The 15564-nt window shown below is 49.7% G+C and carries 16 protein-coding genes; 1 reads left to right on the forward strand and 15 read right to left on the reverse strand.

What is annotated here, in order from left to right; genetic code table 11:
* Positions 1-27 precede the first annotated feature (27 nt).
* From feoB to ACTNEN_RS08580, 3 genes are read right to left on the reverse strand one after another with little or no spacing between them, the layout of a single operon-like run.
* Entirely contained in the window at positions 28-2250 is a 2223-nt protein-coding gene (gene feoB / locus ACTNEN_RS08570; protein ID WP_441205853.1) for a ferrous iron transport protein B, read from the reverse strand.
* A gap of 19 nt (positions 2251-2269) precedes the next feature.
* Positions 2270-2497 carry a FeoA family protein gene (locus tag ACTNEN_RS08575; RefSeq protein ID WP_441205855.1) on the reverse strand — a complete coding sequence of 76 codons (228 nt, stop codon included), beginning with the start codon at positions 2495-2497 and terminating at the stop codon, positions 2270-2272.
* 57 nt (positions 2498-2554) lie between these two features.
* Positions 2555-2761: a FeoA family protein gene (locus ACTNEN_RS08580; RefSeq protein ID WP_441205856.1), complete on the reverse strand. Its 207-nt coding sequence runs from the start codon at positions 2759-2761 to the stop codon at positions 2555-2557.
* 191 nt (positions 2762-2952) lie between these two features.
* Here ACTNEN_RS08580 and ACTNEN_RS08585 point away from each other — a divergent pair, with 191 nt between their 5' ends.
* Positions 2953-3384 (forward strand): metal-dependent transcriptional regulator, encoded by a 432-nt coding sequence (locus ACTNEN_RS08585; RefSeq protein WP_441205857.1) that lies wholly within the window; start codon positions 2953-2955, stop codon positions 3382-3384.
* A 134-nt stretch (positions 3385-3518) separates the two neighbouring features.
* On the opposite strand, the gene ACTNEN_RS08590 is transcribed toward ACTNEN_RS08585, so the two are convergent.
* The 12 genes from ACTNEN_RS08590 to ACTNEN_RS08645 all read right to left on the reverse strand — a co-directional run bounded on the left by ACTNEN_RS08590 (position 3519) and on the right by ACTNEN_RS08645 (position 15336).
* Positions 3519-4691, reverse strand: a complete 1173-nt coding sequence (locus tag ACTNEN_RS08590; RefSeq protein WP_441205858.1) for an NAD(P)-dependent malic enzyme — start codon at positions 4689-4691, stop codon at positions 3519-3521.
* A 287-nt stretch (positions 4692-4978) separates the two neighbouring features.
* Positions 4979-6907, reverse strand: coding sequence for a heavy metal translocating P-type ATPase (locus ACTNEN_RS08595; protein WP_441205859.1), 1929 nt, complete (start codon positions 6905-6907; stop codon positions 4979-4981).
* Positions 6908-7004: 97 nt separating this feature from the next.
* Entirely contained in the window at positions 7005-7220 is a 216-nt protein-coding gene (locus tag ACTNEN_RS08600; protein ID WP_441205860.1) for a cation transporter, read from the reverse strand.
* Positions 7221-7311: 91 nt separating this feature from the next.
* Entirely contained in the window at positions 7312-7641 is a 330-nt protein-coding gene (locus ACTNEN_RS08605) for an ArsR/SmtB family transcription factor (RefSeq protein WP_441205862.1), read from the reverse strand.
* 177 nt (positions 7642-7818) lie between these two features.
* The gene (locus ACTNEN_RS08610) at positions 7819-8076 is read right to left on the reverse strand and encodes a DUF6472 family protein (RefSeq protein ID WP_441205863.1); all 258 of its coding nucleotides are present in this window, start codon (positions 8074-8076) and stop codon (positions 7819-7821) included.
* On the reverse strand, positions 8063-8785 hold the full coding sequence (nth, locus tag ACTNEN_RS08615) for an endonuclease III (protein ID WP_441205864.1): 723 nt from the start codon (positions 8783-8785) through the stop codon (positions 8063-8065). Before nth ends, ACTNEN_RS08610 begins: the two co-directional genes overlap by 14 nt.
* 21 nt (positions 8786-8806) lie before the next feature.
* The gene (locus ACTNEN_RS08620; protein ID WP_441205866.1) at positions 8807-9304 is read right to left on the reverse strand and encodes a deoxycytidylate deaminase; all 498 of its coding nucleotides are present in this window, start codon (positions 9302-9304) and stop codon (positions 8807-8809) included.
* Positions 9305-9384: 80 nt separating this feature from the next.
* Positions 9385-10494, reverse strand: a complete 1110-nt coding sequence (locus tag ACTNEN_RS08625) for an L-threonylcarbamoyladenylate synthase (protein ID WP_441205868.1) — start codon at positions 10492-10494, stop codon at positions 9385-9387.
* A gap of 138 nt (positions 10495-10632) precedes the next feature.
* Positions 10633-12456: a glycosyl hydrolase family 18 protein gene (locus ACTNEN_RS08630; protein WP_441205870.1), complete on the reverse strand. Its 1824-nt coding sequence runs from the start codon at positions 12454-12456 to the stop codon at positions 10633-10635.
* 18 nt (positions 12457-12474) lie between these two features.
* Positions 12475-13557 (reverse strand): peptide chain release factor 1, encoded by a 1083-nt coding sequence (gene prfA / locus ACTNEN_RS08635; protein WP_441205872.1) that lies wholly within the window; start codon positions 13555-13557, stop codon positions 12475-12477.
* Positions 13550-14443, reverse strand: a complete 894-nt coding sequence (gene prmC, locus ACTNEN_RS08640) for a peptide chain release factor N(5)-glutamine methyltransferase (protein WP_441205873.1) — start codon at positions 14441-14443, stop codon at positions 13550-13552. The genes prfA and prmC overlap by 8 nt, the downstream gene beginning before the upstream one ends.
* Complete coding sequence (locus ACTNEN_RS08645) at positions 14440-15336, reverse strand: DUF1385 domain-containing protein (RefSeq protein ID WP_441205975.1); 897 nt, start codon at positions 15334-15336, stop codon at positions 14440-14442. The genes prmC and ACTNEN_RS08645 overlap by 4 nt, the downstream gene beginning before the upstream one ends.
* Between the last annotated feature and the right edge of the window lie 228 nt (positions 15337-15564).

Here is a 15564-nt window from a genome sequence, read left to right on the forward strand (position 1 = left end):
GTCCCGGCACAAAACTACATGTTTTGTTTATGCCGTCTTTCTGGCAAAGTCCTTTTCTACTGCCGCATTGAGACTGCTGGAAAGCTCGGTAGCCTCATGATACGGTCTTACAAATCCCCAGATGCCAAGCGCAACCAATGCGATCGCCACGATGGTAAATACGTTGAATGTTGTCTCTCCTGTCACAAGTCCTGCAAGCTGGAAAATCACAAGTCCGGCGCAGTATGCAAGTCCGCACTCCCAGCCAATGGCTCTCAGAGTCCACTTTCCGTTGTTCATCTCACGACGGATTGCGCCGATTGCCGCAAAGCAAGGTGCGCAGAGAAGGTTAAATGCAAGGAAGCTGTAGCCTGCTGCCGCACCGGAATAGTTTGCACGAACCAGATTCCAGATCTGATCTCCGGCTTCTGCAAGCTCCTCTGCACCATCGTAATGGAAAAGGATACCAAAGGTACCGACAACATTCTCCTTGGCAACAAGACCAGTTACAGCTGCAACTGCGGACTTCCAGTCAGCCCATCCAAGCGGAGTAAAGATCCATGCAATTGCTCGTCCGATCGCTGCAAGAATGGAAGTATCCATATCCACCATTCCAAATCCATCCGGGCCAAAGCCAAAGGAGGACAGGAACCAGATCACAATGGTTGATAGCAGGATGATGGAACCTGCCTTTTTAACAAAGGAGGAGCCTCTCTCATACATGGACTTCAGGATGTCCACAGGTCTTGGCAGATGATATGCCGGAAGCTCCATAACAAATGGTGCCGGATCACCTGCAAACCACTTGGTCTTTTTAAGCACAATACCGGAAAAAACGATTGCCGCAATACCAAGGAAATACGTGGACGGTGCAACCCAGGACGCTCCGCCAAACACCGCGCCCGCAAGAAGTGCAATAATCGGAAGCTTTGCGGAACATGGGATAAAGGTTGTCGTCATAATCGTCATACGACGGTCACGCTCGTTTTCAATCGTTCTGGACGCCATGACGCCCGGTACGCCGCATCCGCTGCCGATCAGCATCGGGATAAAGGATTTACCGGAGAGACCAAACTTCCGGAAAATACGATCCATGATGAATGCAATTCTCGCCATGTATCCGCAGCCCTCGAGGAAGGCAAGGAAAAAGAAAAGCACCAGCATCTGCGGCAGGAATCCAAGAACCGCACCAAGTCCTGCAACGATACCGTCCAGTACCAGTCCTCTCAGCACATCTCCCGTGCCAAGCACATCCAGCAAAGCGCCGATCGCTCCCGGAATAGACGGAAGCTCAACAAGTCCGAAAAACGACCAGGGATCCGAGCCAAACAGAACATCATTCACCCAGTCGGTTGCGCCGGTACCGATCGTGCTGATCAAGACATAGTACACAAACCACATCACAAGCGCAAAAATTGGAAGTGCCAGCCAGCGGTTGGTTACAATAGCGTCGATTCTGTCAGAAACGGACATTTCACCTGCATGCTTCTTAGTATAAACCTGCCCGATGATCTTCTGGATGTAAAGATACCGTTCGTTGGTGATAATAGACTCCGCATCGTCATCCTGCGATTTCTCCACTTCCTTGATGATATCCTCGACATCAACATTTTTTCCATTTCCCGACATCTCATCACGGATCTTATCGTCCCGTTCAAAAAGCTTCACTGCAAAGAACCGCTTCTCGCCATCCGGAACAAACGGAGCAATCCTGTCTTCAATCTGTAGGATCGCATTCTGTACCTCATCCGAGAAATGATGTACAACCTCAGTATCTGTCCCTGTGCGGGCTTCCCTCACTGCAAGCTCCGCAGCTTCCTTGATCCCAGTACCCTTAAGCGCGGAAATCTCTACCGTCTTGCATCCCATAACCTCTCCGAGCTTCTCCAGCCGGATGATGTCGCCGTTTTTATTGACCACATCCATCATGTTCACAGCAATCACGACCGGGATTCCAAGCTCCTTAAGCTGTGTGGTAAGGTACAGGTTTCTCTCAAGATTGGTACCATCCACAATGTTTAAAACAGCATCCGGTCTTGTATTAATGAGGTAATTTCTCGCGACAACCTCCTCCAGCGTATACGGAGAGAGAGAATAAATGCCGGGAAGGTCGGCAATTGTAACATCCTCGTGTCCCTTGAGCTTGCCTTCCTTTTTTTCTACCGTTACACCCGGCCAGTTACCAACGTACTGATTTGCTCCCGTAAGCTGGTTAAATAGTGTTGTCTTGCCGCAGTTCGGATTACCGGCTAATGCGATTGTTATTGCCATGTGCTTTGTCTCCTTCCTTTTACTTTCCTGCTTCCACTTCTACCATTTCAGCATCAAACCTCCGTATGGAAAGCTCATAGCCTCTGACCGTAAGCTCTACAGGATCCCCAAGCGGAGCAACCTTCCTCACATGAATCGGCGTGCCTTTTGTGATGCCCATGTCCATGATTCTACGTTTCACGGCACCCTCGCCGGTAATTTTAGTTACAACCACATCCTGTCCAGGCTGGACTTCTCTCAGCGTCATACTCAAAATACCTCCCAAGCTTTTACGCTTTCTATCTTATCGTTCTTCAATGAACGCTCAGACCATAATTCTCTTTGCCATCGTTCCATCAATTGCAAGACGGGATTCCTTAACCTGCACAATCAGATTACTTCCATTTTTTGAGATCACGCGAATGCTGCTGCCCGGTGTAAATCCCAAAGCCTCCAGGTGCTGTCGGATCTTCTCGTCCCCGGTAATACGCATCACCTGATACTCACCAGGTCCGCACAATGATAGTGGCATACCTTTTACCCTCTTTCATAAGTAAATAAATACGAGAGTTATATTCAGCTAACTCTTTCGTTACATTAAATTAGCATTAACTAACTTTAATGTCAATAGAATCCCTCAAAAAAGTTAGTTAATCTTAACTATATATACCATTGACCACTGTGTTATACTTCTTATATAAAAAGAAAGGATGAAAACTTGAAATGAAAGCACATGAAACTCATGAATCTTCCGAAAATTATCTGGAAAGTATCCTGATGCTCTCCATGGATCATCCCTTTGTCCGTTCCATTGATATTGCCAACATGCTCGGCTTTTCCAAACCAAGTGTCAGCATCGCCATGAAGCGCCTCCGCGAGGAAGGGCAGATTACGATGGATGAACATGGATATATCCACCTGACAGAGGACGGCATGCAGATTGCAAAAGGCACCTATGAGAAGCATGTGGTAATTACCAATGTCCTCGTGGACCTCGGGGTAAACGCATACACTGCCGGGCAGGATGCCTGCCGGATTGAGCACGTCCTGAGCCCGGAAACCTTCCAGAAAATCAAGGCATGGTACCTTAAGCATCACGAAGAAAAAGCTCCGGATCTGGAAAAGATTGAAAACTATACACAGCAGGAGCAGTAACAAAAAAGCCGTCCCGGATTGCATCGCTGCACATCCGGAACGGCCTTTTATGCTCTTTATACTATGATAATCTTTACGCTATTATAAGCTTTATACAAATCTATCCTCTACTTTACCAGTGAGCAGTACTTCTCTCAGATCCTGGCTACGCCTGACTCTCTCGCCGCCTGTGCTACAGCACTTGCCACGGCATCCTTTACTCTCGGGTCAAACGCCTTAGGCAGGATATAATCTGCATTCAGCTCCTCCGGAGAAACCAGCCCGGCAATTGCCTTGGCTGCCGCAATCTTCATGGCATCATTGATATCCGATGCACGTACATCCAAGGCTCCACGGAAAATGCCCGGGAAGCAGAGTACATTGTTGATCTGATTTGGGAAATCCGAGCGTCCGGTAGATACTACAGCCGCGCCTGCCGCCTTGGCATCCTCCGGAAAAATCTCCGGTGTCGGATTGGCGCAGGCAAAGATAATCGGATCCTTAGCCATGGAACGAACCATATCCGGTGTCAGTGTGCCCGGTGCGGAAACTCCGATAAAGCAATCTGCCCCCTTAATAACATCCTTAAGCGAGCCGGACTCATGATTAAAGTTCGTGATCTTAGCCATCTGCTCCTTAATCGGGTTAAGATTGTCTCTCCCTTCATAAATTGCACCGTGACGATCGGTCATGATCACATTTTTAAGCCCCATTGCCATAAGCAGGCGAATAATGGCAATGCCTGCAGCGCCCGCGCCGGAGGTGACGATTTTAATCTCATTGATATCCTTATGCACCACCTTGAGCGCATTCATAAGACCGGCAAGGGTAATGACTGCGGTTCCATGCTGATCATCATGAAAGATCGGAATGTCCGAAATCTTTTTCAGCTTCTCCTCGATCTCAAAGCAGCGTGGAGCAGAAATATCCTCCAGATTAATGCCGCCAAAGGATCCAAGCAGTAGCTCAATGGTATGCACAATCTCATCCGGATCCTTGGAGCGTACACACAGCGGGATGGCATCCACATCTCCAAATGCCTTAAAGAGAGCACATTTTCCTTCCATTACCGGCATACCTGCTTCGGGTCCGATATCGCCAAGACCAAGGACTGCTGTACCATCGGTAACAACTGCAACCGTGTTCCACCTTCTGGTCAGTTCATAGGACTTATTGACATCCTTCTGAATCTCAAGACAAGGTGCTGCCACTCCCGGTGTATAGGCAAGGGCAAGCTCCTCCGATGTAGATACCGATGCGCGTGTCTTAATCTCGATTTTTCCCTTCCACTCATAATGCTTTTTCAGTGATTCCTTTGCGTAATCCATACTTTTCTCCTTTACCATATATGTATTATATTACACATCTAATGATCTTGGATCAATATCCAGAGTTCTTCCACGGATAGCCCCTCCTCCATGAAAGTTAATGATCGGGCTATTCCACAGAGGCTATAGTATATTTCAGATCATCTTACGGAAAAATCGGAAATACTGTCATAATCCAGCCAGCCGGTACAACTGCTACCTCTCTCTCCGGGAGACAAAGCAGATTCAGTCTGACATCAATCTGGTGTATCGCTCGGACCTGTCGCTCTCCGATAGTATGCAGGCGCTCATTGATCAGCTCCGATGCTCCGTTTAATCCGGAGGAGTCGCATGGAGTTAAGGATGCATAGCATCGCAACCCCGACATCTCCAAATACAGCCGCCCACATGTTGGCAATACCGAGCGCACCAAGGATCAGAATCAGGATTTTTACTACAAGAGCAAAGACGATGTTCTGTGTGGAAATCCCCACTGTCCTACGTGCAATCCGGATCGCAAGAGGGATCCTCCGGAGGTCATCATCCATGATAACCACATCTGCCGCCTCAATCGCTGCATCCGAACCCATAGAGCCCATGGCGATACCGACATCCGCTCTTGCAAGCACCGGAGCATCATTGATGCCATCTCCTACAAAGGCAAGCTCTGCCTTACCCTGCTGATGTCCGCACTGGTCCAGCCCTTTGAGAAGCTCCTCTACCTTGCTGACCTTATCCTGCGGCAGAAGCTCCGCATAAACCGTATCAAGCCCAAGCTCCTTACCTACAGCATCTCCGACGGACTGCCGATCACCGGTCAGCATGACGATATTCCGGACACCTTCTGCCTTCATTTCCCGGATGGCTTCCTTTGCTTCTGGTTTAAGCTGATCCTTAATCAGAATTGCGCCCAGATACCGCTGCTCCTCGGCAACATAAACAACCGTCGCCGCCGGGTCCTGTGCCTTATGGAAGCTGATACTGTGCGCCGTCATGAGACCTGCATTTCCTACATACACCGCTCTTCCCTGGACTCTGGCGATCAGACCCTGCCCGGAGACATTCTCCGTTTCCGTCACAAGACGGGTATTTACCTCAAAGTCTGATGCAGCAGACAGTGCCTCACGGATGGAAACCGCAATCGGGTGGGTGCTCATGCCCTCGGCGAGCGCTGCTGCCCGGAGAAGCTCTGTCGGATCCACACCCTCCGCCGGCAAAATCTCTGAAACCTTGAAATTTCCCTCTGTCAGCGTCCCGGTTTTATCGGAAACCACGGTATCCAGCCGTGCCAGAAGCTCAAGATAATTGGATCCCTTGACCAGTACACCGTTTCTACTGCCGGCCCCAATCCCTCCAAAAAACGCAAGCGGTACGGAGATCACAAGCGCACAGGGGCAGGATACCACGAGGAACGTGCAGGCGCGGTAAATCCACGTCGCAGGATCTCTTGTAAGGATCGAGGGAATGATGGCGAGCGCGACTGCCGCGTAAACAACGATCGGTGTATACACTCTCGCAAATCGTGTAATGAAGTTTTCGGTTCTGGACTTTTTTTCCGATGCGTTTTCCACAAGCTCCAGAATCTTGGAAACTGTAGAATCCTCAAATTCCTTACTTGCCTTAACCCGGAGCAGTCCCTCGCCATTGATACAGCCGGAAATCACCTGCTCTCCTGGATGTACCGAACGTGGCACAGACTCACCGGTTAATGCTGCGGTATTGACCATGGATTCACCAGACAGCACCTCGCCGTCCACCGGGATCTTTTCTCCCGCTTTGATCACCAGGATATCGCCTACAGAGACCTCATCCGGGTCTATCGTTTCCACGGTGCCATCTGCCCGCTCGACATTGGCCTCCTCCGGGACGATATCCATAAGATCCGCGATATTTTTCCTGGACTGACCGACAGCATAGCTCTGAAACCATTCGCCCACCTGATAAAACGCCATGACCGCACAGGCCTCAGAGTTTTCCCCTGTGGCAAATGCGCCTATGGTCGCAATCACCATAAGCAGCGACTCATCCATCGGCTGATGGTTTTTGATCCCAAGCAGCGCCTTGCGAACAACCGGGTATCCACAGATAAAATAGGGAATCAGATACAATAAAAAGCTTAACAGGCGGTTGTGAAAAACGACTGGAACCGCACCAGTTTTATCAAGAATCAGCAGTACAAAGAAAATTCCGATGCCTGTAAGGATCTTCCGGAGTTCTTGTTTGAGCTTAGGCGTCATAGGTATCTCCTTTTTATAGATAGCGATAGATAAAAGGCGCGGCTCCTTTCAGGGATTCCGCGCCGCAATATACATAGAGCAGGTAAGATGCTGCAGCTCAGACTTCTACGGAGAAGTCCGGCTCGATCTTTCTGCCGGTTTCCACTGCAAGCTTTAAAATCTCATCAAAACGTGCATCATCGGCATCCAACGTAAATTTCTGCATCATGAAGTTCACCTTGGCATCATTTACGCCATCCAGCTTTTTGATGGCATCCTCCACCTTGGCAGCACAGTTAGCACAGTCAATGTCGCACTTAAACTTCTTTTTCATAAAGCTCTCCATTTCTCTGCCTTGATCTGGCAGTAAAACAGCAATGAAAGCACTTGCCTTCTTTCACATCACATCATCGATGAGTCGGATCTTACTCCTCAATGTGGTCCTTACCCATGGCAATGATGGTTTTGACATGATCATCCGCAAGCATGTAATAGATCGCCTTTCCCTCTCTCCGTGAGGAAATCAGCTTGGAGGTTTTAAGGATCTTAAGCTGATGAGAAATCGCCGACTGGTTCATCTCAAGATCCTCGCAGATTTCTGTTACGTTTTTTGCCCCTTGAAACAGATCATAAAGGATCTTGATTCGTGTAGAGTCTCCAAAAACCTTAAACAGCTCCGCAAGATCACAGAGTTCATCCTCAGATACATTTTGAATCAGATGATTAAATTTTTGTTCATCCATAAATTCTGACATGTCGTACCTCTTTTTTATAATGAATCTCTGTTCATATGAGTATATTATCATATGTTCAGAAATTGTCAAGCCGGATTTTAACAGGAAATCCGGCTGGCTCCGTCATACTTCACTCACTTTATTATTTTATTTTGTGCGATTTTATTTTGTGAAGGATTTGGTTTCGTTTTTCACTTCCTACGCTTCACCATCATAGTCATCGTCAAAATCTGTATGCGGTGCTGTAAAATGTCCTGCGTCGCTGTATCCCGGCAGATGCCCTATTGACTGATGCTTCACTGTCCGGTACTCATCCGCGGAATGCCAGAACGGACAATGCGCATGCGGATGATTCCAGAGCATCGCCATATCATCCTCATCCATATCCGCCTCGCAGCACCACTCGTCCAGATCTTCATCATAGCTGAAGTTGCTGCACATATCACAATCCGTCATACGTGACTCCTCTTTTTTTCCGCTCCGATGCCGGTCTCCAGGTCTCCGGGTCATTTCCGTCACGAGAGGGGCACAAATCTCTCAGATAACATACACTGCACTCCGGGTTCTGCGAGTGACAGATGGCGCGCCCAAGGGAAATGATGTGGGTATTCCAGCGGATCCACACATCCTCCGGCAGCACCTCCATCAGTTGATATTCCGTTTTGGTCGGATCCGCAGAATCTGCAAGCCCCAGACGGTTGGATACCCGTTTTACATGCGTATCCACCACAATGGATGGTTTATGATATACATTTCCCAGAATCAGGTTACCTGTCTTACGTCCGACTCCGGGGAGTCTGGTAAGTGCTTCAATATCATCCGGCACTACGCCACCATGCCGCTCCAGAAGCGCCGCTGCACATGCCTTGATATTTTTTGCCTTATTATGGTAAAAGCCGGTGGGTTTGATATCCTGCTCGAGTTCCTTGATATCGACTTTGGCAAAGTCCTCAAGGCAGGTATATTTCCGGTATAATGATTCTGTTACCATATTGACTCTCGCATCCGTACACTGCGCGGAAAGGATGGTAGCAAACAAAAGCTGCCAGGGGTTTTCATTTTTAAGAAAAATCGGCGGATGACTGCCATAGTGTGCATCCAGACGTTTTACAATTTCCTGCACACGCCGGTCTCTTGCTTCCTTGGTTTCTCCTTTTATAAACATTGCACTGTGCCCTCTCTTAGCCTACAGCTCAAGCTCGATCTTTCTGCCGCTTGGCTGATACTGATAATAACGGACACCTGCCGCATCCAGCATTCGCTTGGAAGCCTTGGTGCTTGGCGTATCCGCATACTTGTCCGAACGGTAAATCAAGGTCCGGATCCCCGCCTGGATCAATGCCTTGGCGCACTCATTGCACGGAAACAGCGTGACATAGAGCTTGGCACCCTCGAGAGAACCACCGCGGTAATTTAAAATCGCATTGAGCTCTGCATGCGTGGCATAGAAATATTTGGCATCATAGGGATCATCCTCAGCATGGATCTTGGTCCATGGAAAATCATCGTCCGAGCATCCGTTGGGAAATCCATTGTAGCCCATGGACAGAATTTTATTATCATTGCTGACAATGCAGGCTCCGACCTGCGTACTGGGATCCTTGGAGCGTCTTGCGGACATTTCCGCAACACCCATAAAATACTCATCCCACGTGATATAATCTTTTCTTTTACCGGAGTCCATACCGTAATCCTTTCCAGATCCCCAGATCCTGTTACGCTTTATGATAGCTTTACGATCGTTTGAAAGATCGTTCCATGCTGTTACTCTATAACAATTTCCGACATGCCGGCAGCCTTACGCATCCGGTTCATGAGCGCAAAATCCACTCCCTGGTCTCCATAGCTCTCGGAATAGATCTCATCCACCGCATCCTGATCAAATTCCCGGAGGATACGGAACAGATTGTGCGTCATGGAAAGCGGCTCCTGCCTGGATCCGATCACCTTAAGATCAACGCTCTTGTCGCCGCAGGATGTATGGTAGAGCGCTTTGGTTTCCTCACAGCAAATGACTCCGACCCGTTTCCCTTCCGCAGCCGCCCGCATGGTTTTCTGATTGATGCAATCCGCAATCTGCCGATCTGCAGCTTTCCGCTCCTCCGGGCTTACCTGGTAATCCTTTTCCTTCAGAAGCTTCGTCGTTACCAGCGACATCCTTGCATTCGGCGCATAATGCCGGTATTTCATGCCCGGTGCCTTGGGGTGCACACCCTCCTTGACACCTCTGGCAATGATCGCCGGGTCGATTTCCACATGTGTGCCAAGAGCCGTCTCCAGCTCCTCAATCGTAATCGCGCCCGGACGAAGTAGTGTCGGTACCTCACCCGTAAGGTCAATAATCGTCGACTCCACGCCAATGCCGACCGGTCCGTCATCCAGGATCATGTCGATCCTTCCGTTTAAATCATTCAGCACATGGGAAGCTTCTGTCGGACTTGGTTTCCCGGAGGTATTGGCACTGGGACCCGCAATGGGGAGTGCTGCTTCCCTGATAAATGTAAGCGTACACTGGTTTCTCGGACAGCGAATGGCTACCGTGTCAAGACCTCCGGTGGTTTCCCTCGGAACAATGTCGGACTTTGGCATGATAATCGTGAGTGGTCCCGGCCAGAAGGTCTGCATCAGCTTGAGCGCACCCTCCGGAAACTCTTTTACCAGCGGTTTTACCTGCTCGATATCCGCGACATGCACAATCAGCGGATTATCCGACGGTCTGCCCTTTGCCGCGTAAATCTTTTTGGATGCCTCGGGATCCAGCGCATTGCCGCCGAGACCATAGACCGTCTCTGTCGGAAAAGCAACCAGCCCTCCGCGGCGGATAATTTCCGCTGCCTGCTTCACACCTTCAATGCCTTTAACAATGGTTTCCATTATAATCTGTATCTTCTTTCCTGAAATTTTCTGTAAGCAGGATGCATACATGCACTGCTTTCGCTTTTGCTTCTGCCATCTGCAAACAATACTCAGAATATGTCGGTTTTGACATATCTTATCATGTTAATCTACATTTTATCCGTTGGCACCGGGCTCCGGAATCTCCTGCATATTGAGGTTCAGGATATCCCAGAAGCCTGTTGGTTCCTGGCCAAGCTTCCATGCGGCAACACCACCGACACCGGCCTCGCGGATATGCTTAATCTTTAGATTCAGAGAATCTTCATCCTCCATCCAGACCTTCTTTACGCTGTCACCGTCCTGGATTTCTCCATAATTCTGCCCGGTCGTCTCATCCCATTTAAGCTCGATGCCCTTGGAGGTAACCCATTCTTTTGCCTGCTTGATCCCCATCGCGTCCGATGTGGTCTTTCCGTTTTGTGTAATCCAGACTCTCGTATAAAATGGAACCGCAATAATGATCTGCTCCGGAGCGATGTTTTTAAGCGCTTCCTGGATGCCGCGGTCTGTATAACTGATGGAAGCAACGGAGCCTTCCTCACCTCCGCTGTAATGTTCATCATAGCACATAATTACAACATAATCACAAAATGTGCCAAGCTCCCCGATATCATAATAGCTGTTGTAATTATACGGTACATAGCAGTCCACCGAGAGTATGATTCCGGCTTTACGGCAGGCGATCGAGAGCTCTCTCATAAACTGCACATAGTCTCTGCCGAGTGACTGGGGGATCTGCTCAAAATCGATATTCAACCCATCAATACCAACCTGCTGGGCGGTGGATATAAGCCCGTTGATCAGCTGCTCGCGTAACGCAGAGTTTGGCAGCAGCACCGAGGTATCGATTTTACCGGAATCAAAGTTGTTGACCGTTGCCCAGACCTGATAGCCCTTGGCATGCGCTTTGGAAACATAGTCCTCTGAAGCATAGCTCAGGAAATCTCCCTCACTGGTGGTCAGCACGAACCAGGTCGGAGCGATAACATTCATCGGACCTGCATTGGCGGTAACCGTGTCAAATGTAGCATTACCTGCTGCCGTCGTGATCTGATGGAAGCCCATTACAACCTTGCTGCCGTCCTCCCGCAGGATATGCTTAAATACCGGTGCGGTAAAATTGTCCTCCGGAGTCACCTCGGTAATTTCCGAGAGCTTTTTATTACGAAGGTAGCCGATATAACCATCATTGGTGGAAACCTTACTCCAGTTTTCCAGCGTTTCCAGCACCGTAACGGTATCTCCCTTGGCGAGGTCTGTCAGCACCGGACTCTTGACACCGCCCAGCACGCGGACGCTTTCCTTTCCTTTCAGTGTCGCCTGCTTCTCCGGGGTATCGTTATCAAAGATAAAAATACGCTTGTTGGTCTGATCGGTATGGGCATGATAGCGGATATCTGTGTACTGGGAAACCAGCGTGACATTGAGAAACAGGTCCTTGCCATCCCAAAAAAAGGCCTGCGCACCATCCTGCGCCGGATCCCCCTCCGAAATTTTGATGGTTTCCTCCGGTTCGGAGTAAAACAGCTGCTTTACATCCGATGCCCAGTAGAATCTGCGATTCAGAGTGCCGATAACCCAGTCAAACGGGAGATAGACCTGCCCGTTCTGGTATCTGCCGATGACGAGATAGCCCTTATCATTTTTTACAATTTCCTGATTAAGATAAATGAGGATATTGTTGCCTGCAACATTATCAAAATATTCATTCAGATCAGCGCGCTCCTTGGTCGGCATATACTTTTTTACGTATACATATCCGCCACCGATACAGCCGATCAGCAAAAGTAAGAGCAGCGCGATAAGGACAGGCGCACTGCGATGCTTTTTCTGCTCTCCGGGTCGACGGGAGCCACGTCTCCTGCCTGCTGCCCGACTTCTGCCCTTAGTCTCTCCCGCCTGTTCCATCCTGCCTGATGTATTATTCTCCACTGTCATCACACTTCCTGCGTTATCCTATAGAATCTGATCCTGGTCAAGCTTTGCAAGCTTTGCGGCCTGATCCGCCGTAATCAGCGGATCAATGACAAGATCAAGATTGCCATGCATAATGTCATCAATCGAATACAATGTGAGCTTAATCCTGTGATCCGTCACCCGTCCCTGCGGAAAATTATAGGTTCTGATTTTCTCCGAACGATCGCCGGTTCCCAGCTGCTCATGCTTCTCATCCGCCAGCTGCTCATGCTGCTTTGTCGCTTCGATTTCATACAGTCTTGCACGCAGGAGCCGCATTGCCTTTTCCCGGTTCTGAAGCTGCGAACGCTCCTCCTGGCACTCTGCCACAAGTCCCGTCGGGATATGGATCAGCCGCACCGCAGAGGAGGTCTTGTTGATATGCTGTCCACCGGCACCGGAGGATCGGAATACCTCCATCTTGATATCTGCCGGATTGATCTCGACCTGGACATCCTCTACCTCCGGCATAACAGCAACTGTTGCCGTAGAGGTATGGATCCTGCCGCCGCTCTCTGTTTCCGGCACTCTCTGTACGCGGTGCACTCCTGCCTCATACTTAAGGCGCGAATATGCCCCTTTGCCGTTGACGATAAACACGACTTCCTTGAATCCGCCCAGACCGGTTTCATTGACAGACACAAGCTCCGTCCGCCAGCCACGCCGCTCGGCATAGGAAATGTACATCCGGTAAAGCTCCGAGGCAAAAAGCGCTGCCTCCTCGCCACCGGCGCCGCCGCGGATTTCCATAATGATGTTTTTATCATCGTTTTCATCCTTGGGAATCAAAAGAAGCTTGATCTTGTCCGCAAGCTCCGCCTGTTTCTGTTTGGCATCCTGCAGCTCTTCCTTTGCCATCTCCAGGAGATCCGCATCCTGCTCCGACGCAAGCAGCGTAAGCGCATCCTGCTCCTGTGCCTCCGCCTCGCAATATGCCTTATATGCCTTGTAAATCGGCTCAAGCTCCGCCTGCTCTCTTATAAGCTTTGTATATTTTGTAATGTCGGATACAATATCCGGCTCCGTGAGAGACTTCATGATTTCCTCATAATGTCTCTCCATATCTTTTAATCGTTCAAACATATCCCTTTACCACCCGGTCATTACCGCCGAAATCGCGTATGACCTCCACATCATGAAATCCCTTGTCCTCCATCATCCGGCGCACTGCCTCGCCCTGATCGTAGCCGATCTCAAAATAGATCCGACCGCCCGGATTAAGAAACGATCTGGCATCCTTAAGAAGTCTCCGGTAAAACAGAAGCCCATCCTCGGCACCATCCAGTGCAAGCCTCGGCTCATGCTCCCGGACCTCCGGCTCCAGCGTATCCACAACCCTGCTTGGAATATACGGCGGATTGGATACCAGGATGTCAAAGCCCGGAAGCTTACGCTCTCTGAGATACTCCGGCACTGCTTCATAAAGATCCGAACGCAGCAACGTAAGCCTGTCCTGTTTTTCCGGCTCCAGCACCTGTCTTCGGTTAAACTCCGCAACCTTCAATGCTTCCTCGGAAATATCGATTCCCAATGCATGCGAAATCTCCCTGGCTGCAAGGATGCTGATTACAATGCATCCACTCCCGGTGCAGAGATCCAGCAACGCACTACCGGGCGCAGGATCTTGGATCACAGCTTCCACAAGCACCTCGGTGTCCTGACGAGGGCAGAGGACAGATGCATTCACCTTAAATACGTGTCCGTAAAACTCCACCTCGCCGAGGATCTGCTGCAGCGGGATCCTCTCCGCCCGCTTCCGTAGGTCCTTGGCGAATGTTTCTGCCGCAGCCTGTCTCACTGCGGGGTCTCTCACATACTCCTCCGGCGTCTCTCCGGACACCGCAAGATATTTTGCCGTATCAAGATGATACGCCCGCTCCAGCAGGACTCTCGCATCATACCCGGCATCCGTGACACCCGCTTCTGTAAGGCGCGCCTCCGCCTGCTTCAGCATCTCCCTAAAGGTCATTCTGCCTCCAGTCCGAAATGGTCCCTTTCAAAGGCTCTCCAGTCAAACACCGCTTCCACTGCCGCAATGGCAACCTCAATCTGGCTGTCATCCGGTTCCTTGGTGGTAAGCCCCTGCATCCACATCCCCGGGATAAACAGAAGCTTGGTAAACCAGTTGTCATGCAGACCGACAAAGCGGAGTACTTCATAGGAAACACCGGCAATCACCGGAATCAGGATAATACGGCTTAAGAATTTAAGCATAAGATTGTCCACACGGATCACCATAAATAACAGAATGGAGATCAGCATGACATAAACAATAAAGCTTGTGCCGCAGCGCTTATGCTCCTTGGAGGACGCAGCCACATTGCGCACCGTAAGCGGCAGTCCGTGCTCTACGCAGTTGATGCACTTATGCTCCGCTCCATGATACTCAAAGGTCCGCCGGATATCCGGCATGCGGGAAACAAGCTTGATATAAAGGATAAAAATCGCCACACGGAGCAGACCCTCCAGAAGTGCGATGACCGTTTCCGACGCAATGAATCGTTTTAAAAAGCTTACCGCAAGCGTCGGCAGCAGCACAAAAATCAGGATAGCCGCCACAAAGGAAAATGCAACGGTAATCCCGGAAATCACCTGCTCGACCTTCTCTCCAAAGACCTTGTCCAGCCAGAGCTCAAGCCCCGATGGCTCGGAATCTTCATCATCCTCAAAGAAGCTTGCCGAGTAGGTAAGGCAGCGCATGCCAAGGATCATCGAATCCAAGAAGGAAAAAACGCCCCGGATAAACGGAAGTCTCAACACCGGATACCGGTCTGTAAGAGATGTATAGCTGTCCTTTTTTACTTCAATCGTGCCATCCGGCTTACGCACTCCCACGGAATACTCCTGCCGGTTTTTCATCATGATGCCTTCAATCACGGCCTGTCCGCCAATTCCGCTGTAGATCTGACAGCAGGACTTCTTAGCCGCATCTATTGTCTTGTTTTTGATATTTTCTGTATTTTCCATGCTACTAAGTGTAACCGAATAGCAAGGACAATTCAATAAAGCACATATGAATTTTATATGACATTGGCGATTGTAATATCAAAACAGGGGACACGCCTCAGCGTATCCCCTGTCTCTCATGTC

This window comes from Oribacterium sp. HCP28S3_H8 (genome assembly GCF_052064775.1).
In the GTDB taxonomy this organism is placed as follows: domain Bacteria; phylum Bacillota; class Clostridia; order Lachnospirales; family Lachnospiraceae; genus Oribacterium.

Bases quoted from the DNA above. Each gene is read 5' to 3' on its own strand.
- feoB (WP_441205853.1), bottom strand. From the start codon at position 2,250: ATGGCAATAACAATCGCATTAGCCGGTAATCCGAACTGCGGCAAGACA.
- ACTNEN_RS08590 (WP_441205858.1), bottom strand. From the start codon at position 4,691: ATGGATTACGCAAAGGAATCACTGAAAAAGCATTATGAGTGGAAGGGA.
- ACTNEN_RS08585 (WP_441205857.1), top strand. From the start codon at position 2,953: ATGAAAGCACATGAAACTCATGAATCTTCCGAAAATTATCTGGAAAGT.
- ACTNEN_RS08610 (WP_441205863.1), bottom strand. From the start codon at position 8,076: ATGACGGATTGTGATATGTGCAGCAACTTCAGCTATGATGAAGATCTG.
- ACTNEN_RS08580 (WP_441205856.1), bottom strand. From the start codon at position 2,761: ATGCCACTATCATTGTGCGGACCTGGTGAGTATCAGGTGATGCGTATT.
- prmC (WP_441205873.1), bottom strand. From the start codon at position 14,443: ATGACCTTTAGGGAGATGCTGAAGCAGGCGGAGGCGCGCCTTACAGAA.
- ACTNEN_RS08575 (WP_441205855.1), bottom strand. From the start codon at position 2,497: ATGACGCTGAGAGAAGTCCAGCCTGGACAGGATGTGGTTGTAACTAAA.
- ACTNEN_RS08595 (WP_441205859.1), bottom strand. From the start codon at position 6,907: ATGACGCCTAAGCTCAAACAAGAACTCCGGAAGATCCTTACAGGCATC.
- ACTNEN_RS08630 (WP_441205870.1), bottom strand. From the start codon at position 12,456: ATGACAGTGGAGAATAATACATCAGGCAGGATGGAACAGGCGGGAGAG.
- nth (WP_441205864.1), bottom strand. From the start codon at position 8,785: ATGTTTATAAAAGGAGAAACCAAGGAAGCAAGAGACCGGCGTGTGCAG.
- ACTNEN_RS08625 (WP_441205868.1), bottom strand. From the start codon at position 10,494: ATGGAAACCATTGTTAAAGGCATTGAAGGTGTGAAGCAGGCAGCGGAA.
- ACTNEN_RS08645 (WP_441205975.1), bottom strand. From the start codon at position 15,336: ATGATGAAAAACCGGCAGGAGTATTCCGTGGGAGTGCGTAAGCCGGAT.
- ACTNEN_RS08620 (WP_441205866.1), bottom strand. From the start codon at position 9,304: ATGGACTCCGGTAAAAGAAAAGATTATATCACGTGGGATGAGTATTTT.
- prfA (WP_441205872.1), bottom strand. From the start codon at position 13,557: ATGTTTGAACGATTAAAAGATATGGAGAGACATTATGAGGAAATCATG.
- ACTNEN_RS08600 (WP_441205860.1), bottom strand. From the start codon at position 7,220: ATGAAAAAGAAGTTTAAGTGCGACATTGACTGTGCTAACTGTGCTGCC.
- ACTNEN_RS08605 (WP_441205862.1), bottom strand. From the start codon at position 7,641: ATGTCAGAATTTATGGATGAACAAAAATTTAATCATCTGATTCAAAAT.